The organism is Palleronia sp. THAF1 (genome assembly GCF_009363795.1).
Taxonomy (GTDB): domain Bacteria; phylum Pseudomonadota; class Alphaproteobacteria; order Rhodobacterales; family Rhodobacteraceae; genus Palleronia.
In genome coordinates, this window is the sequence record NZ_CP045420.1 from 381,945 (window position 1) to 407,833 (window position 25,889).

Annotated in this window: 27 protein-coding genes; 16 read left to right on the forward strand and 11 right to left on the reverse strand. The window is 63.6% G+C overall.

Annotation, left to right across the window (positions count from 1 at the left end):
• Positions 1 to 19 precede the first annotated feature (19 nt).
• On the forward strand, positions 20 to 1,390 hold the full coding sequence (locus FIU81_RS01960) for an L-serine ammonia-lyase (RefSeq protein ID WP_124110942.1): 1,371 nt from the start codon (positions 20 to 22) through the stop codon (positions 1,388 to 1,390).
• A 39-nt stretch (positions 1,391 to 1,429) separates the two neighbouring features.
• On the opposite strand, the gene FIU81_RS01965 is transcribed toward FIU81_RS01960, so the two are convergent.
• Positions 1,430 to 2,104 carry a thiamine diphosphokinase gene (locus FIU81_RS01965; protein ID WP_254695970.1) on the reverse strand — a complete coding sequence of 225 codons (675 nt, stop codon included), beginning with the start codon at positions 2,102 to 2,104 and terminating at the stop codon, positions 1,430 to 1,432.
• Positions 2,105 to 2,211: 107 nt separating this feature from the next.
• On the opposite strand from FIU81_RS01965, the gene FIU81_RS01970 reads away from it, so the two are divergent.
• Positions 2,212 to 4,572: a hypothetical protein gene (locus FIU81_RS01970; RefSeq protein WP_124110941.1), complete on the forward strand. Its 2,361-nt coding sequence runs from the start codon at positions 2,212 to 2,214 to the stop codon at positions 4,570 to 4,572.
• A gap of 52 nt (positions 4,573 to 4,624) precedes the next feature.
• Here the strand turns inward: FIU81_RS01970 and FIU81_RS01975 are convergent, their stop codons facing one another.
• From FIU81_RS01975 to nthA, 5 genes are all read right to left on the reverse strand, one after another.
• A complete protein-coding gene (locus FIU81_RS01975; protein WP_124110940.1) occupies positions 4,625 to 4,840 on the reverse strand; it encodes a DUF2842 domain-containing protein in 216 nt (71 codons plus the stop codon).
• Positions 4,841 to 4,915: 75 nt separating this feature from the next.
• Positions 4,916 to 6,208, reverse strand: a complete 1,293-nt coding sequence (locus tag FIU81_RS01980; protein WP_124110939.1) for an adenylosuccinate synthase — start codon at positions 6,206 to 6,208, stop codon at positions 4,916 to 4,918.
• Between the two features lie 172 nt (positions 6,209 to 6,380).
• Entirely contained in the window at positions 6,381 to 6,668 is a 288-nt protein-coding gene (locus FIU81_RS01985) for a nitrile hydratase accessory protein (RefSeq protein ID WP_124110938.1), read from the reverse strand.
• Positions 6,665 to 7,315: a nitrile hydratase subunit beta gene (gene nthB / locus FIU81_RS01990; RefSeq protein ID WP_124110937.1), complete on the reverse strand. Its 651-nt coding sequence runs from the start codon at positions 7,313 to 7,315 to the stop codon at positions 6,665 to 6,667. Before nthB ends, FIU81_RS01985 begins: the two co-directional genes overlap by 4 nt.
• Positions 7,312 to 7,914 carry a nitrile hydratase subunit alpha gene (gene nthA, locus FIU81_RS01995; RefSeq protein ID WP_124110936.1) on the reverse strand — a complete coding sequence of 201 codons (603 nt, stop codon included), beginning with the start codon at positions 7,912 to 7,914 and terminating at the stop codon, positions 7,312 to 7,314. The genes nthB and nthA overlap by 4 nt, the downstream gene beginning before the upstream one ends.
• Before the next feature lie 104 nt (positions 7,915 to 8,018).
• Between nthA and secG the strand changes: the two genes are divergently transcribed.
• The 7 genes from secG (at position 8,019) to FIU81_RS02030 (ending at position 16,308) form a co-directional block, all read left to right on the forward strand.
• Positions 8,019 to 8,393, forward strand: a complete 375-nt coding sequence (secG, locus tag FIU81_RS02000; RefSeq protein ID WP_124110935.1) for a preprotein translocase subunit SecG — start codon at positions 8,019 to 8,021, stop codon at positions 8,391 to 8,393.
• Between the two features lie 104 nt (positions 8,394 to 8,497).
• Positions 8,498 to 10,141 carry a CTP synthase gene (locus tag FIU81_RS02005; protein WP_124110934.1) on the forward strand — a complete coding sequence of 548 codons (1,644 nt, stop codon included), beginning with the start codon at positions 8,498 to 8,500 and terminating at the stop codon, positions 10,139 to 10,141.
• A gap of 60 nt (positions 10,142 to 10,201) precedes the next feature.
• Entirely contained in the window at positions 10,202 to 10,411 is a 210-nt protein-coding gene (locus tag FIU81_RS02010; RefSeq protein ID WP_124111151.1) for a CsbD family protein, read from the forward strand.
• A 460-nt stretch (positions 10,412 to 10,871) separates the two neighbouring features.
• The gene (locus tag FIU81_RS02015; protein WP_124110933.1) at positions 10,872 to 12,350 is read left to right on the forward strand and encodes an FAD-dependent oxidoreductase; all 1,479 of its coding nucleotides are present in this window, start codon (positions 10,872 to 10,874) and stop codon (positions 12,348 to 12,350) included.
• Positions 12,351 to 12,426: 76 nt separating this feature from the next.
• The gene (gene hflK / locus FIU81_RS02020; protein WP_124110932.1) at positions 12,427 to 13,596 is read left to right on the forward strand and encodes an FtsH protease activity modulator HflK; all 1,170 of its coding nucleotides are present in this window, start codon (positions 12,427 to 12,429) and stop codon (positions 13,594 to 13,596) included.
• Positions 13,596 to 14,651 (forward strand): protease modulator HflC, encoded by a 1,056-nt coding sequence (gene hflC / locus FIU81_RS02025; RefSeq protein ID WP_124110931.1) that lies wholly within the window; start codon positions 13,596 to 13,598, stop codon positions 14,649 to 14,651. The genes hflK and hflC overlap by 1 nt, the downstream gene beginning before the upstream one ends.
• A gap of 235 nt (positions 14,652 to 14,886) precedes the next feature.
• Complete coding sequence (locus FIU81_RS02030; RefSeq protein ID WP_124111150.1) at positions 14,887 to 16,308, forward strand: DegQ family serine endoprotease; 1,422 nt, start codon at positions 14,887 to 14,889, stop codon at positions 16,306 to 16,308.
• A 275-nt stretch (positions 16,309 to 16,583) separates the two neighbouring features.
• Here the strand turns inward: FIU81_RS02030 and FIU81_RS02035 are convergent, their stop codons facing one another.
• Positions 16,584 to 17,075: a peptidoglycan-binding domain-containing protein gene (locus tag FIU81_RS02035; protein WP_172971375.1), complete on the reverse strand. Its 492-nt coding sequence runs from the start codon at positions 17,073 to 17,075 to the stop codon at positions 16,584 to 16,586.
• A gap of 62 nt (positions 17,076 to 17,137) precedes the next feature.
• Positions 17,138 to 17,527: an OB-fold nucleic acid binding domain-containing protein gene (locus tag FIU81_RS02040; RefSeq protein ID WP_124110929.1), complete on the reverse strand. Its 390-nt coding sequence runs from the start codon at positions 17,525 to 17,527 to the stop codon at positions 17,138 to 17,140.
• 102 nt (positions 17,528 to 17,629) lie between these two features.
• Here FIU81_RS02040 and FIU81_RS02045 point away from each other — a divergent pair, with 102 nt between their 5' ends.
• The gene (locus FIU81_RS02045) at positions 17,630 to 17,953 is read left to right on the forward strand and encodes a 2Fe-2S iron-sulfur cluster-binding protein (RefSeq protein WP_124110928.1); all 324 of its coding nucleotides are present in this window, start codon (positions 17,630 to 17,632) and stop codon (positions 17,951 to 17,953) included.
• Entirely contained in the window at positions 17,950 to 18,627 is a 678-nt protein-coding gene (locus tag FIU81_RS02050; RefSeq protein ID WP_320414785.1) for an FG-GAP repeat domain-containing protein, read from the forward strand. Before FIU81_RS02045 ends, FIU81_RS02050 begins: the two co-directional genes overlap by 4 nt.
• Before the next feature lie 56 nt (positions 18,628 to 18,683).
• Here FIU81_RS02050 and purD read toward each other — a convergent pair whose 3' ends face one another.
• Positions 18,684 to 19,949 (reverse strand): phosphoribosylamine--glycine ligase, encoded by a 1,266-nt coding sequence (purD, locus tag FIU81_RS02055; protein WP_124110927.1) that lies wholly within the window; start codon positions 19,947 to 19,949, stop codon positions 18,684 to 18,686.
• Positions 19,950 to 20,044: 95 nt separating this feature from the next.
• Between purD and FIU81_RS02060 the strand changes: the two genes are divergently transcribed.
• The gene (locus FIU81_RS02060; RefSeq protein ID WP_124110926.1) at positions 20,045 to 20,245 is read left to right on the forward strand and encodes a hypothetical protein; all 201 of its coding nucleotides are present in this window, start codon (positions 20,045 to 20,047) and stop codon (positions 20,243 to 20,245) included.
• A gap of 32 nt (positions 20,246 to 20,277) precedes the next feature.
• Positions 20,278 to 21,813, forward strand: coding sequence for an exodeoxyribonuclease VII large subunit (gene xseA / locus FIU81_RS02065; RefSeq protein WP_124110925.1), 1,536 nt, complete (start codon positions 20,278 to 20,280; stop codon positions 21,811 to 21,813).
• Positions 21,814 to 21,815: 2 nt separating this feature from the next.
• Here the strand turns inward: xseA and FIU81_RS02070 are convergent, their stop codons facing one another.
• Together FIU81_RS02070 and FIU81_RS02075 are read right to left on the reverse strand one after the other, a co-directional pair.
• Positions 21,816 to 22,214 carry a hypothetical protein gene (locus FIU81_RS02070; protein ID WP_124110924.1) on the reverse strand — a complete coding sequence of 133 codons (399 nt, stop codon included), beginning with the start codon at positions 22,212 to 22,214 and terminating at the stop codon, positions 21,816 to 21,818.
• Positions 22,215 to 22,218: 4 nt separating this feature from the next.
• Positions 22,219 to 23,280, reverse strand: coding sequence for an alkane 1-monooxygenase (locus FIU81_RS02075; protein ID WP_124110923.1), 1,062 nt, complete (start codon positions 23,278 to 23,280; stop codon positions 22,219 to 22,221).
• A 122-nt stretch (positions 23,281 to 23,402) separates the two neighbouring features.
• Between FIU81_RS02075 and ftsY the strand changes: the two genes are divergently transcribed.
• From ftsY to FIU81_RS02090, 3 genes are all read left to right on the forward strand, one after another.
• A complete protein-coding gene (gene ftsY / locus FIU81_RS02080) occupies positions 23,403 to 24,524 on the forward strand; it encodes a signal recognition particle-docking protein FtsY (protein ID WP_152460897.1) in 1,122 nt (373 codons plus the stop codon).
• Positions 24,521 to 24,919: a GNAT family N-acetyltransferase gene (locus FIU81_RS02085; protein WP_124110850.1), complete on the forward strand. Its 399-nt coding sequence runs from the start codon at positions 24,521 to 24,523 to the stop codon at positions 24,917 to 24,919. The genes ftsY and FIU81_RS02085 overlap by 4 nt, the downstream gene beginning before the upstream one ends.
• A 67-nt stretch (positions 24,920 to 24,986) precedes the next feature.
• Positions 24,987 to 25,889, forward strand: coding sequence for an EamA family transporter (locus FIU81_RS02090; RefSeq protein ID WP_124110851.1), 903 nt, complete (start codon positions 24,987 to 24,989; stop codon positions 25,887 to 25,889).

Genomic DNA, 25,889 nt, shown 5'->3' on the forward strand with positions numbered 1-25,889 from the left:
GCCGTGGTATCGGGCGGATATGTTTATTTCCGTCCTCGACCTGTTCAAAATCGGCCTCGGCCCGTCCTCGTCGCACACGATGGGGCCTATGGTAGCCGCGCGCCGCTTTCTGGACCAACTGCGCGCCTCCCCTTTCCAACCCGCTGCGCTGTCGGCCAGCCTGCATGGATCGCTGGCCTTCACCGGAAAAGGCCATGCCACGGACCGAGCGACCATCCTTGGCCTTGGTGGCGTGACGCTGGACACCTACGACGCCGACGTTGCCGAGCAGGTGTTGGCCCGCATCGCCGAGACGGGTCATGTCGAGCCCGACGGCCTCCCAAGCATGGCTTTCGACCCCGACGTCGATCTGATCTTCGACTATGACCGTGCCATCGACGGCCACGCCAACGCGATGGAATTGTTCGCCCGTGACGCCGAGGGCGACACGGTGCTGCGGCAGGTCTATTTCTCGGTTGGTGGCGGTTTCGTCCTGACCGAAGACGAGCTTGCGCAGGGTGGTGCCACCGATGATGGCGCTCCGGTTCCGTATCCGTTCAAGAGCGCGGATGAAATGATGCGCATGTGCCGCGAGACGGGCCAAAGCATCGCCGATTTGAAGCGTGCGAATGAGCTGAGCCGTATGTCGCGCGCCGAATTGCACGACGGGTTGGCGCGGATCTGGGACGAAATGGCGGCCTGCATGGATCGCGGCTTGGAGACCACCGGCGTTCTGCCGGGTGGTCTGAACGTGCGCCGCCGGGCCGCCGCGCTGGCCGAAGGCTTGCGCGACGAGCACACCAATCAACCCCAGCCGCATCAGGCGATGGACTGGCTGGCCGCCTACGCGATGGCCGTCAACGAAGAGAACGCCGCTGGCGGGCGGGTCGTGACCGCGCCAACGAACGGCGCGTCGGGCGTAGTGCCTGCCGTCATCCGCTACTGGCTGGACCACGTGCCCGGATCGACCCGCGCGAAAGTGACCGATTTCCTGCTGACCGCCGCTGCCATCGGCGGGCTGGTGAAGCACAATGCCTCGATCAGCGGGGCAGAGTGCGGGTGCCAGGCAGAGGTCGGCAGCGCCGCCGCCATGGCTGCGGCCGGTCTGTGTGCCGTGATGGGCGGAAGTCCTGAGCAGATAGAGAACGCTGCCGAGATCGCGCTGGAGCATCACCTTGGCATGACCTGCGATCCCGTCCGCGGTCTGGTTCAAGTGCCGTGCATCGAGCGCAACGGGCTGGGTGCGATGAAGGCCGTAGGTGCCGCCAGCCTGGCCTTGCGCGGCGATGGCACGCATTTCGTGCCGCTGGATGCGGCGATAGAAACGATGCGCCAGACGGGCCGCGACATGAGCGAGAAGTACAAGGAAACCGCGCTGGGCGGTCTTGCTGTGAATATCCCGAACTGCTGATGTAATGTGGCGCATGGCATCAACCGTGCCAGAGATTCCCTAATTTTCTGCAAACAGCCCCTCAAAAGCGGCGTCCCGCATGTCGCGCGGCAGCAAAACGATGATGCCTTCACACTCTAGAAAGACTTTGCCTGTAGCTTGGTTGGATGTGCCCAACCGCCCCATCGGTGACAATTCCAACCCGTCGATCGGCCAGCGCAATCCGCGCGACCGACCCGTTACGGGTGCAAGGGGAAACAGTGAAACGCGGCAATCAGAAGGCAAGTCCAGCACAAGGCGGGCAGGGGCCACGAACGCCACATCCTGCGGGCCGATCAGCAGGCATGGCGTTCCAGTTCGCGCTGTCACGGCCAGTGTGGCCAGCGAATGATCCAACCTTTTGCCCAAACAACCCAAAGCCACCACGCCGGGGGCGGCGATCCGCTGTAGGCATTTCTCGAAGTCCGTCGTGTCCTGTTCCGAAACGTGGTGGAGCCGATTCGCCTCGATCTGCTCAAGAACGGCCGGATCGACCGAATCCATATCCCCGATCACGACATCGGGCGAATATCCGTTGGCAACGATTGTTTCCGCGCCACCGTCCGCCGCGACCAGCAGCCTTGCCCGTGACATGGCCCAATCAAGGTCGTCCGATCCCACGAAACCCCCACCTACAAGGGCTACAGGCGTGTCGGATCGCACCAAAGGCTCTATGATCGTTTCCGTACCTGCCACAATTCAGCCCTCAAAAGACGCATCAAATAACCCAGTTCTGTTCATTTTTAAGAACCAATGGATGGTAAACAGGGCTTAGCTGGACGGAATGTAAAGGCGAGCGAACGATGACTGGATCGAGCAAAATTCTCACGGTGTCCTATGGCACGTTCTCTTGTACGCTGGAGGGGTTCGACAACCCCTTCGGAACGATGCAGGGCATTGCGGAGTACTTCCGTGACCTCGCTGCCGAGGATCGGTATTTCGGCGCAGAGCCGCCGCAGCCCGACGCGCAGATGCTGCACCAGATCGCAGAGCGCGAAGTGCGCCGCCGCGTCGAAGCGCGGGTCGAGGACAGCGGCGTCGTGCTGCGTCAGATGGACAACGAGGCGTCCGAGACCGCTGAAGAGGCACCCACGCCCGCACCGCTGACCTCTGAAGCCCCTGCCACGGGCGGCGAATCGGTTGCAGAAAAGCTGGCCCGCATTCGCGGTGTCGTCGCGAAGGCCCGCGCCGAGCGGGAACGCTCTTACGCCGAGGATGAGCCTGTCGTGGATGCCGACGACGAATCGCTTCTTTCGGCCTTCGCTTCTGCCGAGGATGCAGAGACTTCTGCCGAAGACGATAGCGACGCCTATACGGCCGAAGCGCAGGTCGACGACGAAAGCGAGCCGCTCATCACCGCCGCCGATGCTCTGGACGAAGATGAGGCCGACATTTCTGATCCGTCAGATCACGGAAAGGACGATTCCGCCGAACAAGAGCTTGCGACCACGCGGGAAGAGGATGATGTCACCGTTCAGGAAGAAGCTCCGAACGAGATGCTAGCACGCCTGCTTGATGGTGATGACACGCCCGACGCCATTGCAGCGGACGTTCCCGAAAACGACGCGGGCCAAGACCAGTCGGATGATGCGTTCGATACAACTGGCAAGAGCGATGACATCGCGACCCCTGCCGCCGCCTTGGTTGTTGGTGCGGTTGCAGCACCTGTCGCCGCCGGTCTGACCATCGACGCCGCGGAGCGTTCCGAGAACACGCCCGAAATCGCAACGATCGACTTGGAAGAGACCGATCTTCGGCTGGCCGATGACGCCGATCAGGATGCTGACGCAGGCGCCGAAGGCGCGGATGCGTATCACGCCGAAACCGCAGATGAACCCATTGAGGGCGCGAACGAAGAAGATCAGGTCACCGACACCTCGGACGAGCCAACCGACGCTGATGACGCCGTGATCCTTGCGGCACTGGCGGAAGCCGAAGCGCCGGTGTCCGATCCTTCCGAAGCCGAAGCCGAAGCCGAAGCCGAAGCCGAAGCCGAAGCCGAAGCCGAAGCCGAAGCCGAAGCTGCAGACGCAGAAATTGTAGCTGCGGAAGTCGAGATTAAGGCGGAAACGTCTGAAGCCGATGACGACCACATCGAACTGGAAATGGAAGACGAAGACGGCAATCCCACCCTGGTTCGCCTGACCCGTACCGAATTCGAGCAAATGCTTGCTTCGGGCGAGATCGAAGAGATCGACGAAGAGACCGATAGCGCTGCGGAAGAAGAGACGGTCGCCGCTGAAGCCAGGGACACCGAAGATTCAATCCGAGATATCTTGGCCGAGACCGGTCTGTCGGCCGACGACCGCGATGCTCTTGCAGCCGATCTGGCCGCTTTGGAAGACGATGGTGCAGAGGAACAGGCGCAAGCCGACGCCGACGACACGCCCGAAGCCGCTGCGGAAAAGCCGGAGGCGACGAAAGAAGCGGAGGTTTGCGATGACGATGCCACCGAATCGGCCGACACCGCGCGTCCCGCAGCCGCCGGCGATAGCGATCTCGACCGCCTGATCGACGAGGCAAATACGCAACTCGATGAACCCGAAGGCAACCGTCGCCGCAGCGCGATCCAGCACCTCAAGCGTGCCGTCGCTGCCACCAAGGCCGACAGCGGTTTGCGCGATCGCTCGAACGAGATGGGCGCCTCTATCGCCAAGTTCCGCGACGATCTGCGCCAAGTGGTCCGCCCCCGTCGTCCCGAAGCGGGATCGCGCAACGGCCGCACCGGGCGTCCGACGGAAGCGTTGGGTTCGGGTCCACTGGTTCTGGTTTCGTCGCAGCGCGTCGACCAGACGGAAACCCCGGTCCGCCCGGTCAAGCCGACGCGCCCCGCCGCCGTCGCCTCTGTCGAAACGTCAAACGAACACGCGGCCAACGACGCCCAGAGCTTCTCTGAGTTTGCCGAACGCCGCGGCGCCCGTGAGCTGCCGGACCTTCTGGAAGCCGCAGCCGCCTACGCAATGATCGTCGAAGGACAGGAGGGCGTGTCGCGCCCGCAGCTTCTTCGCCGTGCGGCCAGCGTCGCGGGCGAGGGAAACATGACCCGCGAAGAAGGCTTGAAAAGCTTCGGTCAGCTTTTGCGCTCTGGTCGCCTGCGCAAACTGTCTGCCGGTCGCTTCGCCCTTGCAGAGGACGCACAAGACCGTGACAGCGCTGCAAGCTGATCGACCTTGATCAAGACGAAAGCGGCGCCCTTTCGGAGGCGCCGTTTTCATTTTAAGCGTCGGGATCGGCCTGACCGACGCCCCGGAACACCGACTTGAACGGCAAGGCCCAGGCAATGCCCAGTGCCATGTAGATCAGAAGTTCCACGATGATCGGCGGGCGTCCGAAGGCGGTCATCAGGCTGGATGCGACCACGATCCAGATCGGCAATCCCAGCAAAAGAATGACCAGCGACCAGCGCCGCTTGGCCTTGTGCGACAGTGCCATGATGCGCTCCTTGTGCCTTCTTTGTTTTTACAAATACTCATGGTGCGGCGCGCGCCAAGGGTACGCAGGGTCGCATCAGTCGCGGAACGGGTCCGTCACCAGGATCGTGTCGTCACGCTCGGGCGAGGTTGACAGCAGCGCGACCGGGCAACCGATTAACTCCTCAACCCGGCGCACGTATTTGATTGCGCCAGCCGGAAGTTCGGCCCAACTACGCGCGCCCTCGGTCGATTCGGACCAGCCGGGCATTTCCTCGTAGACGGGCACGCAGCGCGCTTGGGCCTCAGATGCCGTGGGCAGGTAGTCCAATCGCGTGCCGTCCAAGTCGTAGCCGACGCAGATCTTCAGCGTCTCGAACCCGTCCAACACATCCAGCTTGGTCAGCGCGATCCCGTGCATTCCACTAATGGCGGCGGTTTGCCGGACGAGACAGGCATCGAACCAGCCGCAGCGGCGCTTGCGCCCGGTGGTGGTGCCGAACTCGTGCCCGCGCGTGCCCAGACGCTCACCATCTTCGTCGTGCAACTCGGTGGGGAAGGGGCCTTCGCCGACGCGCGTGGTGTAGGCCTTCACGATGCCCAGAACGAAATGCACTGCGTCGGGGCCAAGGCCGGAACCGGTCGCGGCCTGCCCGGCGATCACGTTGGACGATGTGACGAACGGATATGTGCCGAAGTCGATGTCCAGCAGAGCGCCTTGAGCACCTTCGAACAGGATGCGCTTGCCCTGCCGCTTGGCGGCGTCGAGTTCCTTCCAGACGGGGCGCGCGTAGGGGAGGATTTGCGGCGCGATCGTGCGCAACTCGGCCAGTAGGGCTTCACGGTCGATCTCTTCCAGACCCAAACCGCGGCGCAATGCGTTGTGATGCACCAGCGCACGATCCACACGGCCAGCGAGCGTTTCCTCATCGGCCAAGTCAGCGACGCGGATTACGCGGCGGCCCACTTTATCTTCATAAGCAGGCCCGATGCCGCGACCCGTCGTGCCGATCTTGGCGACCGCCGCCTGATCTTCGCGCGCGCGGTCGAGCTCTCCGTGAAAAGGCAGGATGAGGGGTGCGTTTTCTGCGATCATCAGGGTGTCGGGCGTGATCGTCACGCCTTGTGCACGGATGCTCTCGATCTCTTTCACCAAGTGCCACGGGTCCAGCACGACGCCATTGCCGATGACGCTGATCTTGCCCTCGCGCACCACGCCGGATGGCAGAGCGTGCAGCTTGTAGACCGTCCCGTCGACGACCAGCGTATGCCCCGCATTGTGTCCGCCCTGGAAGCGGACGATGACATCGGCGCGCTCGCTTAGCCAGTCGACAAGCTTGCCCTTGCCTTCATCGCCCCACTGGGCACCGATCACCGCAACATTGGCCATTTGGGTCTCCCTTCGGGTCTGCCGTTGGCCTCTCTACCGGGCGTCGGGGCGAGGGGCCAGCCCCTCACGCCGGAGGCGTGAATTAATGCGGGTGAGGGGCGCTGCCCCTCACGCCGGGGGCGTGGATTATTACGGGTGAGGGGCGCTGCCCCTCACGCTCCCCGAGGTATTTTCAGAACGATGAAGGAAGACGAACGGGTTGGCCATGGGGCGTGGTGGCGTGTGCGTCGGCCCAGGCGTCCCGCAGGGCCGTCAGGGCTTCCGGCGCGTCTACCAGCGTTTCGATGGCGGCGATCCATGCGGTATAATAGTCGTTTGCGGTGACGATGCAGCGTTCCGCGATCTGGGTCGCCAGCGCCTCGGTCCAATCTGTCCAAGTGATGACTCCGCGATCCGCAAGATGGTGCGTCAGGGCAAAGGCCTGCGCGTGCCAAGGCGCCTTGAACGGGGGCTCGGTCATGCCGGGCTCAGGTAGCTTTGCCACAGGTCCAGCCGGACTTCGTCACCCGGTGTCGCATCGTCGAACAGATCGGTTGCGGCGAAGGTGACGGTGTATAGCGGTTCTGGCTGCTCACCCAGGCCATGGGCATTTGTGTCGGGCAGAACCTGGCAGCCGTGCTGCGCCGTGATCGTGCCGGTCTTTTCGGCGGCATAGGCGGGCAGTCGTGTGTGGCCGCCGGAGATGTGGACATTCTGGGGCATGCCGGTGCGGACGCGCTGTCCAACGGTATAGGCGGGCGAGGGGCCGGGGCGATCCACAGGCGATCCCTTCGCCAGTACCGGTGCCACGCGCTCTGGTGTCAGGCGACGGTCCGCAAGGGGAGAGGGCGCGCCGGTCTGCGCCGAGAGTTCCTCGCGGCTGACCACGTTCTGACGGACCAGCAGGTCTGCCAAGGCGTTGATCCATTTCTCGTAGTAACTGTGTTCGGCGTAGCGCGGCAGCACCTCGCGGGCGTGGCGAGAGCGGTCGATGGTCCACTGCCCAAGGCTGCCCGACGCCACGGTCAGCGCCATGGCGCGGGCGTGCCAGTCCTGCGCGAAGGTCGCATGGTCGTTGAGGTCTACAGGCCCGGCGAGGACGCCGCCCATATCGTGCGGGCCGGTCATCCTTTCACGATTCCCGTGCCCACCATGCTGTCGCGCGTGACCAGTGCGGCCAGTGCGTCGGCGTCCAGCGCCTCGGTCCCTTTGGGCCGCATGGGCATCACTAAATATCGCACCTCTGCCGTTGAATCCCACACGCGCACAGCTGTGCCGTCCGGCAGCGTCACGCCGAATTCCGCCAGCACGCTGCGCGGGTCGCGGACCGCGCGGGCGCGGTAGGCGTCGGATTTGTACCAGCCCGGCGGGATGCCCAGCAGCGACCACGGGTAGCAAGAGCACAGGGTGCAGACGATCAGATTGTGCACCTCCGGCGTGTTCTCGACCGCCACGATGTGTTCGCCTTGTCTTCCGGTGAACCCCATCTCGGCCACCGCCGCCGTTCCATCCGCCAGCAAACGTTCGCGGAACGCGGGGTCGGTCCATGCGCGCACTACGACGGCGGCACCATTCTTCGGGCCGACCTTGTGGGCGTAGGTGTCGATGATCGCGTCCAGCGCCGCCGGGTCGATCAGGCCTTTCTGCGTAAGGAGTGTCTCCAGCGCCTTCACACGCAGGGCAGGCTCTGGCGGCAGCAGGTTGTGGGGATGGTCGTCATGGGGCATGATCCGAAGGATGCGCCGACCGTGACAGCGGTGCAAGCGCCGGGTTGCGCCTTGGGACGCTTGCCCATAGATGGAAGCGGTCCGCGACAGAGAGCCTTCGTCCCATGGAAAACATCGTCCTGACCATCCACCTGATCCTTGCGCTCGCGCTGATCGGCGTGGTGCTTTTGCAGCGCTCCGAAGGGGGCGGTCTGGGTATGGGCGGTGGCGGCGGCGCGATGTCGGCGCGCGGGGCCGCGACGGCCATGAGCAAGATGACCTGGGGCCTTGCGGTGTGCTTCATAGGCACCTCGATCTGGCTGACCATCATCGCGGCGCAGAACTCTGCCGACAGCTCGGTTCTGGATCGCATCGGCAATGGCCAGTTGGAGCAGCCGGTGCTGGAAGGCGACCAGTCGCCCAGCGTACCGGAACTGGGTGAAGACCTGTTGCCGCCGTCAAGCGGTGATGCCCCGAGCCTACCGCCGCGAGCGGATTGATCGTTCGCGCCCAGTTGCGGGCGCGTCAAATCTACCCTACACCTCAAGTCCCGTGACGGGTGGTCCGGCGACTGCCCAAAACCCCTTGTTTCGCGGGAGATTCCATGGCGCGTTATGTCTTCATCACCGGTGGCGTCGTGTCGTCGCTTGGCAAGGGGCTGGCCTCTGCCGCTCTTGGCGCGCTGCTGCAGGCCCGTGGTTTTTCGGTCCGGTTGCGCAAGCTTGACCCCTACCTGAACGTCGACCCCGGCACGATGAGCCCCTTCGAGCATGGCGAGGTTTTCGTTACCGACGACGGGGCAGAGACCGACCTTGATCTGGGCCACTACGAGCGGTTCACCGGTGTCGCGGCGCGCAGCACGGATTCGGTCAGCTCTGGCCGTATATATTCCAGCGTTTTGGAAAAGGAGCGGCGCGGCGACTATCTGGGCAAGACGATTCAGGTCATTCCTCACGTCACCAACGAGATCAAAGATTTCCTGACCATCGGCGCCGATGAGGTCGACTTCATGCTGTGCGAGATCGGCGGCACGGTTGGTGACATCGAAGGCCTGCCGTTCTTCGAGGCGATCCGCCAGTTCGGGCAGGAACGCCCGCGCGGGCAATGTATCTTCATGCATCTGACCCTGCTGCCTTGGATCGCCGCCAGCGGTGAGTTGAAGACCAAGCCCACGCAGCACTCCGTTAAGGAGTTGCGCTCCATCGGCATCGCGCCCGACGTTTTGGTCTGCCGGTCAGAGCGGCACATCCCCGAGAAAGAGCGCGAAAAACTGGCGCTTTTCTGCAACGTCCGCCCCGACAGCGTGATTGCTGCCTACGACCTGAAGTCCATCTACGAGGCTCCGCTGGCCTACCACCGCGAGGGCATGGATCAGGCGGTGCTGGATGCGTTCGGCATCAGCCCAGCGCCGCAGCCCAATCTGGAGCGTTGGCACGACGTAGCCGACCGCGTGTTCAACCCCGAGGGCGAGGTGAACATCGGTATCGTCGGCAAATACACGCAGCTGGAAGATGCCTATAAATCCATCGCCGAAGCTCTGACCCACGGCGGCATGGCCAACCGTGTGCGGGTGAAAGTCTCTTGGGTCGATGCAGAGATTTTCGACAGCGAAGACCCCGCCCCGCATCTGGAGCCGTTCGACGCGATCCTCGTCCCCGGCGGCTTCGGCGAGCGCGGCACGGAAGGAAAGATCAAGGCGGCGCAATTCGCGCGGGAGCGCAAAGTGCCTTATCTGGGTATTTGCCTTGGCATGCAGATGGCCGTGGTGGAAGCGGCTCGGAATCTGGCCGGCATGACCAATGCTGGCAGTCAGGAATTCGACCACGAGGCCGGTGCCGCCCGGTTCGAGCCGGTGATTTTCCATCTTAAGGAATGGATCAAGGACAACCAGAAAATCGCCCGCGACGTACTGGACGACAAGGGCGGCACAATGCGTCTGGGGGCCTATTCGGCGGCGCTGAAGGAAGGCTCGAAGGTTGCGCAGGTCTATGGCACGCACCGGATCGAAGAGCGCCACCGCCACCGCTACGAGGTCGACGTGAAATACCGTGAGGCGCTGGAGACGCAGGGCGTCTGCTTCTCCGGCATGTCGCCGGATGGTCGCCTGCCCGAAATCGTCGAGATCAGCGACCACCCCTGGTTCATCGGGGTGCAATTCCACCCGGAACTGAAGTCCAAGCCATTCGCGCCGCATCCTTTGTTCGCCGATTTCGTGCGCGCCGCAAAAGAAGCGTCCCGCTTGGTGTAACGGGAACCGCGAGGCATTCCGTCCGTTTATGTGCTGAAAATGTAGCAGATGGAGAACGCCATGAGCGGGAATGAGAATAAAGCCGAAGGCAAAGGCAAAGAGATCATGGGTAAGGTCAAGGAAGCCGCCGGTAAGCTGGTTGGCAACGATGACCTGAAGCGCGAAGGCCAAGCCGATCAGGTCGAGGGCAACACCCAGCAAGCTGCCGGTGGTGTACAGAATGCTGCGTCTGACGCCAAGGACGCGGTCACTTCGGATAAAAAGAAGTAACGATCTTCGATTCGAATCGATTCTTAACTGAAGAAGCGGATGTCTGAGGATGCCCGCTTCTTTTGCATTTTCAGGCCCGGCCGCGTCACGTTTTAATTGTTGTAGATGCGCCGCCGATTGTTTCAGCAGCCTCCAGTTGCAAAATAATCTGAGCGTATTGTCTTGGCGGCATCCAAGCGCTTTTCCTCCTCTGGCAGTTGGTCTGTGGGGGACTTTATGGCAATACGAATTTTCAGATGTGGTTCCTGCGATCACAACTTGCGGTGGGGATCGTCGCGGTGCGGGCGGTGTTTTCAGACCACTCCATTAAAGAACAGAACCATGGCCGCTGTGCTGATGGCGGCCTTTCTGGTCTTCGGTGCTGGGGTCGCGTTGACGTTCTGATCGACGCGCGCGACCGCTTTATTGGAACCGATCCTTGGGTTAGGTCCTCTGCCTAGGCATCAGGCAGGAGACCACCATGAGCGACTTCGACTTCGACCTTTTCGTCATCGGTGGCGGCTCTGGTGGTGTCCGGGCGGCACGGACGGCAGCGGCGACGGGTGCGCGCGTGGCATTGGCCGAGGAAAGCCGCCTGGGCGGCACCTGTGTGATTCGTGGCTGCGTGCCGAAGAAGCTGATGGTTTTCGCGTCCGGCTATCCCGGTCTGATCGCCGACGCGCAGGAATATGGCTGGGAGGCGTCAATTGGCGCCTTCGACTGGCCCCGCTTCCGCAAGCGCCTGCACACAGAGCTGGACCGCTTGGAAGACGTCTACGGCACAATGCTGTCGAAGTCCGACGTTACGCTTTACGACACCCGAGCAAGGATAACCGGCGCGCATGAAGTCACGCTGGCCGGAGGAGAAACCGTGTCCGCCAAGCATATTCTCGTCGCCGCCGGGGGCCGACCCATGCGTCCGCCGATCCAGAATGCGGAACTCGGTCTTGTCTCGAATGATATGTTTTTGATGGAAGAACTGCCAAAATCCATGCTGATCGTCGGTGGCGGCTACATCGGGTGCGAATTCGCCTGCATGATGAAGGGGCTGGGCGTCGATGTATCGGTCTACCTGCGTGGTGGGCAAATCCTGAACGGGTTCGATGACGAGTGCCGTGGCCTTGTGGCAGAAATGATGCGCGAGCAGGGCATCGACATCCACACCGGCACCTCCATCGTGGAGATGGAGCGCGCGGACCAGCACGAAGACGTGACCAAGGGTGCCGGGTCTGATGCCGCAATGGGCGCACCTGTCAGCGAAAATCCCCATCCCGACCCGGACGTGGCCGACAATCCGAAAAGTGAAACCACTGCTGACGCCGGTTGCCCCGTCTGGGTCAAGGCCAGCAACGGAAAGGAAGGCACCTTCGACGCGGTTCTCTTCGCCACGGGCCGCAAGCCGAATACGGATGAATTGGGTTTGGTCGACGTTGGCGTCGAACTGGGCCGCAACGGCGAGATCGTGGTCGACGATTACTCGCAGTCCTCTGTCCCGTCGATCTACGCCATCGGCGACGTGACAGATCGCGTGCAATTGACCCCCGTCGCGATCCGCGAAGCGATGGCCTTCACACGTACCGTGTTCAAAGGCGAAGATTGCCCTGTCGATCACGAACTGATCCCATCGGCGGTCTTCACCCAACCCGAGATGGGCACCGTTGGTATGACCGAAGAAGAGGCCATGCGCGACCATGAGGTCGATGTCTACTGCACGTCGTTTCGGCCCATGCGCACCGCCTTCATCGGTCGGCCAGAGCGGACGCTGCTGAAGTTGATCGTGGATCGTGAGACAGACGTGGTTCTTGGCGCGCATGTCGTTGCGGAAGAGGCCGGAGAGATGATCCAGCTGATCGGCATTGCGGTGAAGAACAAGCTGACAAAGGCACAGTTCGATGCGACCTGCGCGGTGCATCCAACGATCAGCGAAGAACTCGTCACCATGTCGCAGCCCGCGCGATAAGGTTGAACACCTTGGCGCGCGCCCACATCTAGGTCACAAGACACCAACTGATGTGACAAGAGGGAACGCACCACAGATGGCGAACAACAACGGCGGTCCTTGGGGCGGCGGTGGAAACCGCGGCGGTAACGATGGCGGGGATCGACGTCCGCCAAACGGGCAACGTCCCAACGGCCAAGGGGGCGGACAGGTCCCTGACATCGACGAGATCGTGAATCGCGGTAAGGAACAGCTGCGCGTGCTGATGGGCGGCAAGGGCCGTCCGAACACAGGTGGTGGCGGGTCCGGCGGCGAAGGCCCCGGTCGCGGCGTTTTCATCTTTGCGGGTATCGCGTTGGTCGGCCTTTGGCTTTTTGCGTCTTTCTATCGCGTGAACCCGGAAGAACAGTCCGTAGAGCTGTTCCTGGGCGAGTATTCCTCAACCGGCGAGCCGGGCCTGAACTTCGCGCCCTGGCCCTTGGTCACGCATGAAGTTCTGCCGGTGACCCGAGAGCAGACCGAAGAGCTGGGCGTCGGCCGTGGTGCCAATTCTGGCGACGGTCTGATGCTGACCACGGATGCCAACATCGTCGACATCGACTTCGAGGTCGTGTGGAACATCCGTGACCCCGCCCAATACCTGTTCAATTTGGCAGAGCCGGTCGAAACAATCCGGTCCGTGTCCGAATCGGCCATGCGCGAAGTCATTGCGCGGTCCGAACTCGCGCCGATCCTGAACCGTGACCGGGACGAAATCGCCGCCAGCGTGACCGAGCTGATCCAGACGACCCTCGACAGCTACGAATCCGGCGTGAACATCCTGCGTCTGAACCTCGACAAAGCCGACCCGCCCGTTGAAGTGATTGATGCCTTCCGCGACGTGCAGGCCGCCGAGCAAGAGCGTGACCGTCTGCAACGTCAGGCCGATGCCTACGCGAACCAAGTGCTCGCCGGTGCTCGTGGTCAGGCCGCTCAGCTTCTGGAAGAGGCCGAAGCCTACCGCGCGCAGCAGGTCAACGAAGCGGAAGGTGAAGCGTCGCGCTTCTCTGCCGTGCTGACCGAATATCAGCGCGCGCCGCAGGTAACCCGCAAGCGTCTGTACCTTGAAACGATGGAGCGCGTTCTGGGCGATATCGACAAGGTCATCCTGGACGAGCAGGGCGGTGCCGGTGGTCAGGGCGTGGTTCCCTACCTTCCGCTCAACGAGCTGACGGGAAGCCGCAACCGCACCGCGACGACAACCAATACGAACGGAGCGTCTAACTGATGCGCAAACTTTATCTTTTGCTGGGCGTCCTTGCCCTTGCGATCTTCGTCGGGCTGAACTCGTTCTTCGTCGTGGACGAACGCCAGAAGGCGCTGGTCCTGCAGTTCGGTCAGATCCGCGACGTAAAGGAAGAGCCGGGCCTCGCGTTCAAGGTGCCGTTCATTCAGAACGTCGTGACATATGACGACCGGATCCTGTCGCTCGACACCGACCCGATCGAGGTGACGCCGTCTGATGACCGTCGTCTGATCGTTGACGCCTTCGCGCGCTACCGGATTGCCGATGTCGAGCAGTTCCGCCGTGCCGTCGGCGTGGGTGGCATCCGCTCGGCCGAAAGCCGCTTGGCCGCGATCCTGATCGCACAGACCCGTGCGGTTCTGGGTTCGGATGGTGTGACGTCGAACACGATCCTGTCCGAAGACCGTTCCGAGTTGATGACCCGTATCCGCGATCAGTCGCGCAGCCGGGCCAACGCGCTGGGCATTCAGGTCATCGACGTGCGCTTGAAGCAGACCGCGCTGCCCGACCAGAACCTTGCCGCAACCTTCGAGCGTATGCGCGCCGAGCGTGAGCGTGAGGCAACGGACGAACGCGCCCGTGGTGAAGAAGCCGCCCAGCGCGTGCGTGCGCAGGCAGACCGTACGCGTGTGGAACTGGTATCCGAGGCCGAACGTGAAGCCGAGATCACCCGTGGTGAGGCCGATGCAACGCGAAACCGTATCTTCGGTGACGCATTCGGTGCCGATCCCGAGTTCTTCGAGTTCTACCGTTCGCTGACCGCCTATGAGCGTGCCTTGCAGGGCAGCAACTCGACGATGGTGATGTCGCCCGACAGCGAGTTCTTCAACTACCTGAAGTCCGACAGCCCCAACGGCCCGGTCACCCCGGCACCCGCCCGCGAAACGGCCTCGGCCGAAGGGGGCGATGGTGGCGATACGGCAGCATCCGGTCAGGAAGCAGCCCCGGCAGAGCCCGAGGCCGCGCCCGAAGATGACGGCGCAGCCGCTGCCGAGGATACGGCGCCAGCGGACGACACCGCGCCCGCGACCAACTGATCCGAACCAAAGGCCCGCCCACCCGGCGGGCCTTTTTCGTCCCAAGCCTAGGTTACAGATCGTCACGACGGATTGAGTCTTCGTTAGCGATCGTTGCGTTGTGACACTGACTGCCTATCTCATATGCATGACAGGCAGGAACCAGAGCGGCAGGACCGCCCCGATCCAGCCCCTCTACTTAAGTTTCAAGGAGACACCTCACGTGACCTTCCCGATTCAAGCCCCAGCGCGCCAGATGCGCCGCCTGACCACCGCACTGATGCTCGGCACCGCGATGATCGTGACGCCCGCCGTCACTGCGCAGGCCGCGCCAGAGACATTTGCGCCGCTGGCCGAGCAGATTTCCGACTCGGTGGTGAATATCACGACCTCGACCACGGTCGCCGCCCGCCAAGACGGCCCAATGATGCCGCAGATACCCGAAGGCTCTCCCTTCGAAGACTTCTTCCGCGACTTCATGGACCGCAACCAAGGCCCGTCGCAGCCCCGCCGCAGCCAAGCGCTGGGATCGGGTTTCGTGATCTCGGAAGACGGCTACATCGTCACCAACAACCACGTCATCGAAGGCGCGGATGAGATCAACATCGAGTTCTTCAACGGCGAAGAACTGCCTGCAGAGATCATCGGCACCGACCCCAAGACCGACATCGCGCTGCTGAAGGTCACGTCCGAGGCACCGCTTCAGCCCGTCCCGTTCGGCGATTCGAACGACGCCGCCGTGGGTGACTGGGTGATGGCCATGGGCAACCCGTTGGGTCAGGGCTTTTCAGTCTCGGCTGGTATCGTTTCGGCCCGCAATCGCGCGCTATCGGGCACCTATGACGACTACATCCAGACCGACGCGGCCATCAACCGCGGCAACTCTGGCGGCCCGCTGTTCAACATGGACGGAGAAGTCGTCGGCGTGAACACGGCGATCCTGTCGCCCAACGGCGGCTCTATCGGCATCGGTTTCGCCATGTCGTCGAACGTGGTCACCAAGGTCGTCGACCAGCTGCGTGAGTTCGGTGAAACCCGTCGCGGCTGGCTGGGCGTCCGTATTCAGGACGTGACGGACGACATTGCCGAAAGCATCGGACTCGAGCAAGCCTCTGGTGCGCTGATAACCGATGTGCCCGAAGGCCCGGCGATGGAAGCGGGCATCGAGGCGGGCGACGTGATCGTGTCGTTCAACGAGCAGCCGGTGGAAGACACGCGTGGCCTTGTTCGTCGCGTGGGTGATGCGCCCGTGGGTGAAACGGTGCCGGTAACGGTCTACCGTGATGGCGAGCAGATCGATCTGGACGTGACGCTGGGTCGCCGCGAAGAGGCCGAAGCCGTGCCCGCCTCGGCCGAAGTCGACGCGCCCGAAGAGGCGCAGGAAGAAGACATCCTGGGCATCACCGTCGCCCCGCTGACCGATGAGATGCGTGAGCAGCTGGGTCTGGAGTCCGGCCAAGACGGTCTGGCGGTTACGGATGTGGCGCAGGACAGCGAAGCCTATGAGAAGGGTGTCCGCGCCGGTGACGTGATCGCCGAAGCCGGACAAGAGCAGGTTACCGGCGCCGCTGATCTGCAGGACCGTATCGAGGCCGCTCAAGACGCCGGTCGCCGCTCGATCCTGCTGCTGATCCGTCGCGAAGGTGACCCGCGCTTCCTGGCGCTGCCGCTGGAGTAAGGTACGCTGGAAGCTGGATGGTGGGGCCGCCTGATGGGTGGCCCTATTTTCATATGGTGTCCCCAGAAAGCAGAGGGGCAAGGCGCTGGATACCGAATCTTAAAGTTTTAGCTCCAAGATGATCGAACGGGCGTCTTGGCGGCTGCCGTGCGCCCGTTGTCAATGCCAAAATTTTCGTAGCTGAACTTTGGAACTGCGAATTTTCTTAGGTCGGTCATCGGCACACATTCTGGGAATATACCTATACCGCCATGTCTTGCACCGGTCGTCGCCGTCTAACGTGCCACGGCCTCCGCGCGGTCGTACACGATCAGCCCCAAGCGCTTGCCCGCCGCGATCGACAGCACGTCCGAGTTGATTCCCTCGTCACGCTGGAACACACGGATCGCCGCGCGCGTACGGCCGTCCATGACACCATCAGCCGGCCCGGCCATTACACCTCGCACGATCAGCGCCCGCTGCACGCTGGCAATGAATTCCGGCGTCCAGGCGGTCAGACACGGGGTGTCGAACCACTGCACACGGCGGATCTGAACGATGTTCTGCGTGGTCTCAGTATGCAGAGCACCACCTTCCATGCGGCTTTCGGTGACGGTCTCGATCACGGCAGGCGTCTCATCGCGGGCCTGGCAGATCTCCGGGCGGGTCATGTCGACCGTTTGCCGACGCGTCGCCGACAACGCAGGTTCGACGAACCGCGAGACTTGCGGCGCGCTGATGCCGCATCCCGACAGCGCCAGAAGCGCAAGGAAACCAAGACGATACATACTGCTCCAAAGCCTCTGACGGGCCATTTCGCAGTGAGGCTACCACAGATCAAAGCCCCGGCCTATCCGTCCGCACCCGTTTGCGCGCCCTCTGTGGCGCCCGTGCGCAACAGATCGTCCAGCATCCAGCTGATATCCTCGATCTCTTCGGCCAGCACATGGCACACACCGCTGTCGCGCTGGACCCGTCCCGTCACGCGCAGACACCGCCCAGAGATCACGGCCCGTCGGAAGCGTTCGTACATCGCCTTCCAGACGATGACGTTGCACACGTCCGTCTCATCCTCCAGCGTCAGGAACACGACGCCCTTGGCGGTGCCGGGCCGCTGGCGCAGCAAGACCAGCCCCGCCACGGTCACGCGCGCGCCATTGGGTGGCCGGTCCAGCCAGCCATGGGGCAGGGCGGCAGGCGGGCGCGGCCAGCCGCCATCGGGGGAATCGAACTCGACCATAGGAACAAATGTGGAACATCCGGCGGATCGAGGCAATCCCGTCTGGTATCACAGGGCTCTGCGTTCTACGTCTGACGCAACCAATTCAGGAGGCCGACGACCATGGCGAAGATCACCTACATCGAGCATAGCGGAAAAGAGCACGTCGTGGACGTCCCCAACGGCCTGACGGTCATGGAAGGTGCGCGCGACAACGGCATTCCGGGGATCGAGGCCGACTGCGGCGGCGCCTGCGCCTGTTCGACCTGCCACGTCTATGTGGCTGAAGGCTGGACCGACAAGCTGCCCGCGAAAGAGGCGATGGAAGAGGACATGCTCGACTTCGCGTATGAGCCTGACCCCGCCCGCTCGCGTCTGACCTGCCAGATCAAAGTCACCGACGATCTGGACGGTCTAGTCGTTCAGATGCCGGAAAAGCAGATTTGATCCGCCTCGCGGCCCTGCTGTTTTGGGCCGCACCCGCTGCGGCGGGAATCGTTTCCGCCGACTACACCGAGCCGACCACACGTTACGCCCACGGCATCCTTGGCGATGCCATCGAATGGGGCGCGCTGGTCATGCGAGACGACTCAGGCCGCCGCCTGACGGTCCGCCTGCCGGAAAACCGCGTGTTCGAGGATACGGCCCCCCGCCTTGCGGATGTGGACGGCGATGGCGATGGCGAAGTCATCGTGGTCGAGACTGATGTGACCCAAGGCGCGCGCCTGTCGATCTACGATGAAACCGGCCTCGTCGCGGCCAACGCCTTCATCGGCCGCACCAACCGCTGGCTGGCCCCCGCCGGCATCGCCGATCTCGATGGGGACGGGCGCGTCGAAATCGCCTACGTGGATCGCCCCCACCTGGCCAAGCGCCTGCGCATCTGGCGGTTAGAGGGCGACACGCTGCGTGAAATCGCGGCTTTGGATGGCGTCACCAACCACCGCATCGGTGACAGCACCATCGCCGGTGGCGTCCGCGACTGCGGCGTCGGTCCCGAACTTGTCCTTCTCAGCGCCGACTGGTCCCGCGTCGTCGCAGTGGCGCTACCCGGACCGTCTTTACGCGACCTTGGTCCGAACAGCGGCAACCGTTTAAACGCTGCCCTTGGCTGCCGCTGACCTTCATCGTTCCGAAAATACCTCAGGAGCGCGAGGGCAGCGCCCTCGCTCTGCGCTCACTTCAAAGCACGCCACCCGATATCGCGCCGAAACACGCCTTCGGGCCAGTCCACAGCATCGACCATCGCATAGACCCGCTCGCGCGCCTGCCGCAGATCGTCGCCCCGCGCCGTGACCGACAGCACGCGCCCGCCATTCGCCACCAGCTTTCCGTCCTTCAACGCGGTGCCCGCGTGGAAGACGACCTGGCTCGACGTCGCCAGTAGCTGTTCCAGCCCACCGATCACCGATCCCTTGGCATAGTCGCCCGGATAGCCCTCCGCCGCCATGACAACAGTCATTGCGTGGTCGTCAGCCCAGTTCACGCGCGCATCCGCCAGCCGCCCCTCGGCACAAGCCTGCATCAGGTCAAGTGCCTGCGCCCCCAGCCGGATCATCAGCGCCTGACATTCGGGATCGCCGAAACGCGCGTTGAACTCGACCAGCCGGGGCTGGCCATCTTGGATCATCAGCCCGACGTACAGCACACCGGAATAGGGCGTGCCGCGCCGCGCCAGCTCTGCCACGCAGGGCCGCACGATCTGCTCCAGCGCAGCCTCGGTCACCGCGGCGTCCATAATCGGCGCAGGCGAATAGGCCCCCATGCCGCCGGTGTTCGGCCCTGTGTCGCCCTCGCCGATCCGCTTATGGTCCTGCGCCGTGCCGATGGGCAGTACGTCGGTGCCGTCCACCAATACGAAGAACGACGCCTCTTCCCCTTGCATGAACTCTTCGATCACGACAGCCGCGCCAGCATCTCCAAACTGTCCGTCGAAGATATCACGCACGGCGTCTATGGCCTGATCTACCGTTTCGGCCACGATCACGCCCTTGCCTGCAGCCAGTCCATCGGCCTTAACCACGATCGGCGCGCCCTGCGCCCGCACGTAGTCCAGCGCCGGACTAGCCTGCGTGAACCGCCCATAGGCTGCCGTCGGCGCGCCACAGGCGTCGCACAGCTCCTTGGTAAAGCTTTTGGATGTTTCGACCATCGCCGCATCCGCGTTCGGTCCGAAGACCGACACGCCCGCGCGGCGCAACGCATCGCCCACACCGGCGGCCAGCGGCGCTTCCGGTCCGATCACCACGAAGTCCACCGCGTTCTCGCCCGCGAATTCGACCACGGCCTGCGGATCGTCGATGGCCAGTGATGCCGTCTCGGCGATACCTGCGATCCCAGCATTGCCGGGGGCCACGATCAGCCGGTCGCACTTCGGGTTCTGCAGCACGGCCCATGCCAGCGCGTGCTCCCGCCCGCCGCCGCCGAGGATCAGGATGTTCATGGGCACGGCCCCCTTCGTGACAATTCGCCCCGCCCTACACCGACCCCGCAACCTTTGTGAAGCGTGCGCCGTTGGCCCCGAAACCGGAGGATGCGATGAAATACTACGTCAACACCAAAGCCCGCGACGATGGCACCCACGTCATGCACTCGGAAGCCTGCCAATTCCTGCCGAACGCGGACAAGCGAAAAGCGGTGGGCGACTACGCCAATTGCGACACCGGGTTGACCCACGCGCGCGAGGAATTCGACGGCGCGCAACCCTGCGGAACGTGTTGTTCGGACTGCTCCGACTAGGCATCCGCGCAGGCCGCGGTTAGGGTACGCCCATGGAACTTTTCGACGAAACCGGACCCGGCGCGAACGCCCACGAATACACTGTCTCCGAGATTTCGGGTGCGGTGAAACGCACGCTGGAAGGCGAATTCGGACGCGTCAAGGTGCGCGGAGAGATCGGGCGCGTCTTCATTGCCCGCTCTGGCCACCTATATTTCGACGTCAAGGACGACCGCAACGTGCTCGCCTGCGTGACGTGGAAGGGCCAGGCCGCCGGCCTGACCCAGCAGCCGGAAGAGGGGATGGAGGTCATCGCCACCGGCAAGCTGACGACCTTCGGCTCGCAGTCGAAATACCAGCTGACGGTGGACGATATCCGCCCAGCCGGCGTTGGCGCGCTGATGGCGATGCTGGAAAAGCGCAAGGCGGCGCTGGAAGCCGAAGGGCTGTTCGCGCCCGAACGCAAGCGCCCGCTGCCCTTCCTGCCAGAGGTGATCGGCGTCGTCACCTCGCCCTCCGGTGCGGTCATCCGTGACATCCTGCACCGCCTGCGCGAACGCTTCCCGCGCAAGGTGCTGGTCTGGCCCGTTGCCGTGCAGGGCCGCGAATGCGCGCCGCAGGTTGCGCGCGCCATCGAAGGCTTCAACGCGCTGTCTCCCGGTGGATCGATCCCGCGGCCTGACCTGCTGATCGTCGCGCGCGGTGGCGGCTCGATAGAGGATCTGTGGGGCTTCAACGAAGAGGTGGTCGCGCGCGCCGCGGCAGCCAGTGCGATCCCGTTGATCTCTGCCGTCGGGCACGAGACGGACACAACGCTTATCGACTACGTGTCCGACAAGCGCGCGCCAACGCCCACCGCCGCCGCCGAATTGGCGGTGCCCGTGCGCTTGGAATTGGCGACGTGGCTTGATGGGCAGGGCGCGCGACTGTCGCGCGGATTGGAGCAGGCTGTGGGGTCGCGCCGTCAGCGGTTGGCGGACCTGTCACGTGCCTTGCCGCGTCCCGAAACTCTGACCGCACCCGCGCGCCAGAAGTTCGACTGGGTCGAGGCGCGCTTGCCGCTGGCCCTGACGGCTGGTGTGGACCGTCGCCGCGCCGATCTGGCCGCAACGGCTGCTGGATTGCGCCCGTCCGTGCTGCGCGACCGTATCGCGACGCGCCGGGACCGGGTCGATGGCTTCGCGGATCGTCTTGCGCCCGCTTTGGAACGTGGCGTGCGGGACCGGCGGGAACGCTTGGCGCGCATTTCGGTGTCCGACAGCACGATCCGGCGCAACTTGGCGCAAGGCGCGACCGATCTTGCGAATTACTCTGATCGGATGGAACGCGCCCTTACCAGTTCGATCGATGCAGCGCGCAAAAGGTTGGACGCGACCGCCCGGCTGCATGCGACACTGGGCTATCAGGCCACGCTAGAGCGGGGCTTCGCGGTCGTCCGCGATGGCGATTCCGTCGTCACCACGAAGGCGCAGGCAAAATCTGCGGCGCGGCTGGAGATCGAGTTCCGGGACGGGAAATTTCCTTTGACCGGACCTGCGCCGAAGAAGCCGAAACCGGAGTCTCCGCCGGAACAGGGTTCTTTGCTATAGGCTTAAACGCCGACTTCCGGGCCAAGGCAGAGAAGTGGATCCTCAGCGGCTTGTGTCTCGTACAGCGCGCCGCCGTCACCGCCTAGGAATTCGGCGCGCAGGCCGCTGCCGGTCTGGTAGAATCGCCAGCATTGCGCGTCCGGGTCGTCTTCGTAGACGAAGCAGATCGCATCGCCTTCCGGGAACCAACGCCCCTCTCGGCACTCGCCATCCAAGAAGGACCATCGCACCCGTCGGTCGTCGCGGTATTCTTCGGCGCCGTAGGGGGTGCCATCTGCGGAAAAGCTAAGGGTCTTGCCGCGGGTGTAGGCATCGAAGGCCTCGGCGCTCATCGCGCTTTGGGCGATTGCGGAAAGGCCGGACAGGGCGACGACCAATAAACTACAAACAAGCGTTTTCATCTTTTCAGCCTGCCACGGCACCGGCCTGCACGCCAGCCGCTTCGGACCAACGCCGCGCACGATGATCCATCATCCGCCGCCATAAGGACGGCACCAGCGCGATTGCGCACATGGTCGGCAAAGAACGCGGCAAACGCGGCGCCTCTGACGCTTGCGGCATCGACAGGTGATGAAAGGGCCGCGATGGGTGCGCGTGGTGATCCGAATGGCGCGGGGCGTGCAACATCATTGCCCCTGAATACCAGTGCGGTGCGTTCCAGCTGTGCGCGGGTCCGACAGGCTCATACCGACCCGGCGCAACTTCTGCCCGGAGGAGCCCATAGTGCTGCACGTAGTCCGACAGCATGATCTGGAGGGTCGCCATTCCAGCGAGCGCCAGATACCACAACAGGCCCGCGACCCCGCCCGCAACCACCGCAATCGCCAGGCACGCCAGCATGCCCCAGACATAGGCGATATACGGATCGTGCCGCCGCCAAGCGGCGCCATAGCGTTTCTCCAGCAACCGATGCTCTGCCGCGCGTCCGGCGCGGAAGCCACCCCACCAAGCCTGCCCGAAATAGGCGTAGGCCGACTGACCAAGTCGCGCCGTTGCCGGATCGTTCGGCGTGGCAACGTAGGTGTGATGCACCTTCGGATGGGCAGAGGCGTGGTGGCCGTACAGAACCGATACGAACAGCGCCGTGCCCAGCCGCCTCAGGCTTGCCCGCCCGCGATGGATCAACTCATGCGCGTTGGAATTGCCGACCTGCCCCAGCCAAAGCGCGGTTGCGTAAGCCAGCCCGACCGATTCGGTCCATGACAGCGTCCCGCCGCCCAGCCTGGCGACCGCGACGATCAGCAACGCGATTTGCGCTAAGCCCAGAACGACCGATAAAAGCGGTCCTGCCGGGAATTCGACTTCCTCCGGTAAGGCAGGGGTCACGACGCGCACCAATCCATCCAACCCCGCGACAAGCACGGTCATCGAAAGAACCGCCGCAAGCACCCAAAGCCCTCCAGTGGCATAGCCAAGCGCCATCGGCACCAGCGGCAGGATCGTGGCAATGGCGAACAACAGAGGCATGGCGATGGTCCATAGGGTCGGTGCGGTCCTAACCGATCTACCGTGAAAATCCGGTAAAAAAGCGGCGATCTTCCAACCGGCGACCATTCGTCCTAGATGGGCAGTGAAGGAGACGCCCCGCCATGTCGTTTTTCAACAAGCTGAAATCGAAGCTTTTCAAGTCCTCGTCGCAACTGGATCAGGGGCTGGATGCCATCGTCGAGGACGGCGGAGCGGTGTCCGAGGCCGATCCCGCGCCTGAGCCGCAGGCGGATCCCGCGCCGACTACACCCGAGCCGCAGCCCCCCGCAGAACCTGTTCCCGCCCCGCCGCCCCCCGCGCCGGTGGAAGAGGCGCCCGCAGCCACCCCCGCCGTGCCCGTGCAATCCGGTGTGATCGGACGCTTCTTCAAGCGACAGGGAGAGGCCGTGCGCCGCCCGCTTGACGATGACATGCTCGAAAGCCTGGAAGACCTGCTGATATCTGCCGACATGGGCGTGACCACCGCCGCACGTGTGACGGCCAACCTAGCCGAAGGGCGTTATGGCCGCCGTGTATCCACCGAAGAGATCAAGGCGCTGTTGGCCCAAGAGATCGCGCGCATCATGGAGCCTGTAGCCCGTCCGCTGCCGCTGTACCCCAAGAAACCGCAGGTCGTGTTGGTGGTGGGCGTCAACGGATCGGGCAAGACGACGACCATCGGCAAACTGGCGTCGCAGTTCCGCGCAGCTGGCAAATCCGTTGTGATCGCGGCGGGCGACACCTTCCGCGCGGCAGCGGTCGAGCAGTTGCAGGTCTGGGGCGATCGCGCCGGCGTGCCGGTGATGACCGCGCCGCAAGGGTCCGACCCCGCCAGCCTTGCCTTCGATGCGATGACGAAGGCGGAAGAGCAGGGCGCTGACCTGCTGATGATCGACACGGCAGGGCGTCTGCAAAACCGCGCCGATCTCATGGAGGAACTGGCCAAGATCGTTCGCGTCATCCGCAAGAAAGACCCGTCAGCGCCGCATAATACCGTCTTAGTGCTGGACGCGACGACGGGCCAGAACGCGCTGAGCCAGGTCGAGACCTTCCAAAAGATATCCGATGTGTCGGGGCTGGTCATGACGAAGCTCGACGGCACCGCGCGGGGTGGTGTGCTGGTGGCGCTGGCCGACCGGTTCGGCCTGCCGATCCACGCCATCGGCGTGGGCGAACAGATCGACGATTTGGCCCCGTTCGACCCGGAAGAATTCGCCGCCGCGCTGACGGGCCTTGCACAATGAGCCTGAGCTGGAAGGATGGCGACATTCCCATCGTTGGTGAGTACCTGGAGCTGCGCGAGGCCGCCGGGTTACCCCGCGCAACGCCTGCCGCTGCCGCCAAGGGGCTTTCGGGTGGGCTTCACTGTGTGACGGCGCGCGACGGCGCACGGCTGGTGGGTATCTTGCGCATCGTGGGGGATGGGGGGCTGACGGTCAGCCTGACGGATCTGGCTGTTCACCCCGATTGGCGCGGTCAGGGGATCGGGCGTGGTCTGATGCAGCGCGCGATGGCATGGTGCGACGATGCCCTGCCGCGCGGATGTGCGATCGGAGTCGTCGCACGTCCCGGCAGTTTCGCGCTGTATACCGAGGCCGGGTTCGAGACCCGCACTGCGATGGAACGCATGCACACGTGATGCGCGGTTATCGTTATGCGCATGAGCGGATCCGCACTGGTGTCTTCTTTAAAGATTGGGTGCTCCCTTGGATTGGCTGACCGGTCTCGAAGGCACGCCAGCCGGGCACAACCTTGCGCTGGTGCTGGCCCTGACGGCAGCGATCCTGCACGCGATCTTTGGCGCGCTGCAGAAAGGCCGTCACGATCCATGGATCAGCCGTATGGCGATGGATCTGTCCTACGGGCTGATCGCGCTGCCCTTCGCGCTGTTCGTCGTGCCCTGGCCAGAGCCGCACATGTGGCCGATCTTCGGTGGCGCGATGGTCATTCACCTTTGCTACAAGCTCGCGCAGGGCTTCACCTATGTGAAGGGAGCCTACACAGTCGTCTATCCGGTCGTGCGCGGCACCGGCCCGCTGTTCGCCGTGATCGGCGCCATGATCGTCTTCGATGAAAGCTACAGCGCGCTGCAATGGGTCGGCATCGGCGTGCTGCTGACCGGAATCTTCGGATTGGCCGTCTACAACTTCATCTTCCTTACAGTGCAGCGCGACACTCTGGTCCCTGCGCTGGCGCTGGCGGTCCTGACCGGCCTGTTCGTGGCACTTTACACGACCTACGACGCCTACGGAATCCGCGCGACGGCGAATCCGTTCACGTTCCTCATGTGGTTCTTCGCGCTCGACGGGCTGCTGTTTCCGCCGCTGGTCGCGATTTTCCACCGACGTGCCGTGGCGCGGATTGACGATTGGCCTGCCCTTGCGCGGCGGGGGATCACCGGCGGGCTGGTGGCCCTTGGCTCTTTCGGCTCGATCATGATGGCCACACGGCTCGACAAGGTGGGCGAGGCGGCCGTCTTGCGCGAAACATCGACCGTGTTTGCCGCCTTGATCGGCTGGATCATGCTCGGAGAGAAGGTTGGACCGCGCAGGCTGGTCCTTATGGCCCTAATCGCGCTAGGAGCAGTCATCGTGGAATTCAGCGGGTAG

Bases quoted from the DNA above. Each gene is read 5' to 3' on its own strand.
- FIU81_RS01960 (WP_124110942.1), top strand. From the start codon at position 20: ATGTTTATTTCCGTCCTCGACCTGTTCAAAATCGGCCTCGGCCCGTCC.
- FIU81_RS01970 (WP_124110941.1), top strand. From the start codon at position 2,212: ATGACTGGATCGAGCAAAATTCTCACGGTGTCCTATGGCACGTTCTCT.
- FIU81_RS01975 (WP_124110940.1), bottom strand. From the start codon at position 4,840: ATGGCACTGTCGCACAAGGCCAAGCGGCGCTGGTCGCTGGTCATTCTT.
- FIU81_RS01980 (WP_124110939.1), bottom strand. From the start codon at position 6,208: ATGGCCAATGTTGCGGTGATCGGTGCCCAGTGGGGCGATGAAGGCAAG.
- FIU81_RS01985 (WP_124110938.1), bottom strand. From the start codon at position 6,668: ATGACCGAGCCCCCGTTCAAGGCGCCTTGGCACGCGCAGGCCTTTGCC.
- nthB (WP_124110937.1), bottom strand. From the start codon at position 7,315: ATGACCGGCCCGCACGATATGGGCGGCGTCCTCGCCGGGCCTGTAGAC.
- nthA (WP_124110936.1), bottom strand. From the start codon at position 7,914: ATGCCCCATGACGACCATCCCCACAACCTGCTGCCGCCAGAGCCTGCC.
- secG (WP_124110935.1), top strand. From the start codon at position 8,019: ATGGAAAACATCGTCCTGACCATCCACCTGATCCTTGCGCTCGCGCTG.
- FIU81_RS02005 (WP_124110934.1), top strand. From the start codon at position 8,498: ATGGCGCGTTATGTCTTCATCACCGGTGGCGTCGTGTCGTCGCTTGGC.
- FIU81_RS02010 (WP_124111151.1), top strand. From the start codon at position 10,202: ATGAGCGGGAATGAGAATAAAGCCGAAGGCAAAGGCAAAGAGATCATG.
- FIU81_RS02015 (WP_124110933.1), top strand. From the start codon at position 10,872: ATGAGCGACTTCGACTTCGACCTTTTCGTCATCGGTGGCGGCTCTGGT.
- hflK (WP_124110932.1), top strand. From the start codon at position 12,427: ATGGCGAACAACAACGGCGGTCCTTGGGGCGGCGGTGGAAACCGCGGC.
- hflC (WP_124110931.1), top strand. From the start codon at position 13,596: ATGCGCAAACTTTATCTTTTGCTGGGCGTCCTTGCCCTTGCGATCTTC.
- FIU81_RS02030 (WP_124111150.1), top strand. From the start codon at position 14,887: ATGCGCCGCCTGACCACCGCACTGATGCTCGGCACCGCGATGATCGTG.
- FIU81_RS02035 (WP_172971375.1), bottom strand. From the start codon at position 17,075: ATGTATCGTCTTGGTTTCCTTGCGCTTCTGGCGCTGTCGGGATGCGGC.
- FIU81_RS02040 (WP_124110929.1), bottom strand. From the start codon at position 17,527: ATGGTCGAGTTCGATTCCCCCGATGGCGGCTGGCCGCGCCCGCCTGCC.
- FIU81_RS02045 (WP_124110928.1), top strand. From the start codon at position 17,630: ATGGCGAAGATCACCTACATCGAGCATAGCGGAAAAGAGCACGTCGTG.
- purD (WP_124110927.1), bottom strand. From the start codon at position 19,949: ATGAACATCCTGATCCTCGGCGGCGGCGGGCGGGAGCACGCGCTGGCA.
- FIU81_RS02060 (WP_124110926.1), top strand. From the start codon at position 20,045: ATGAAATACTACGTCAACACCAAAGCCCGCGACGATGGCACCCACGTC.
- xseA (WP_124110925.1), top strand. From the start codon at position 20,278: ATGGAACTTTTCGACGAAACCGGACCCGGCGCGAACGCCCACGAATAC.
- FIU81_RS02070 (WP_124110924.1), bottom strand. From the start codon at position 22,214: ATGAAAACGCTTGTTTGTAGTTTATTGGTCGTCGCCCTGTCCGGCCTT.
- FIU81_RS02075 (WP_124110923.1), bottom strand. From the start codon at position 23,280: ATGCCTCTGTTGTTCGCCATTGCCACGATCCTGCCGCTGGTGCCGATG.
- ftsY (WP_152460897.1), top strand. From the start codon at position 23,403: ATGTCGTTTTTCAACAAGCTGAAATCGAAGCTTTTCAAGTCCTCGTCG.
- FIU81_RS02085 (WP_124110850.1), top strand. From the start codon at position 24,521: ATGAGCCTGAGCTGGAAGGATGGCGACATTCCCATCGTTGGTGAGTAC.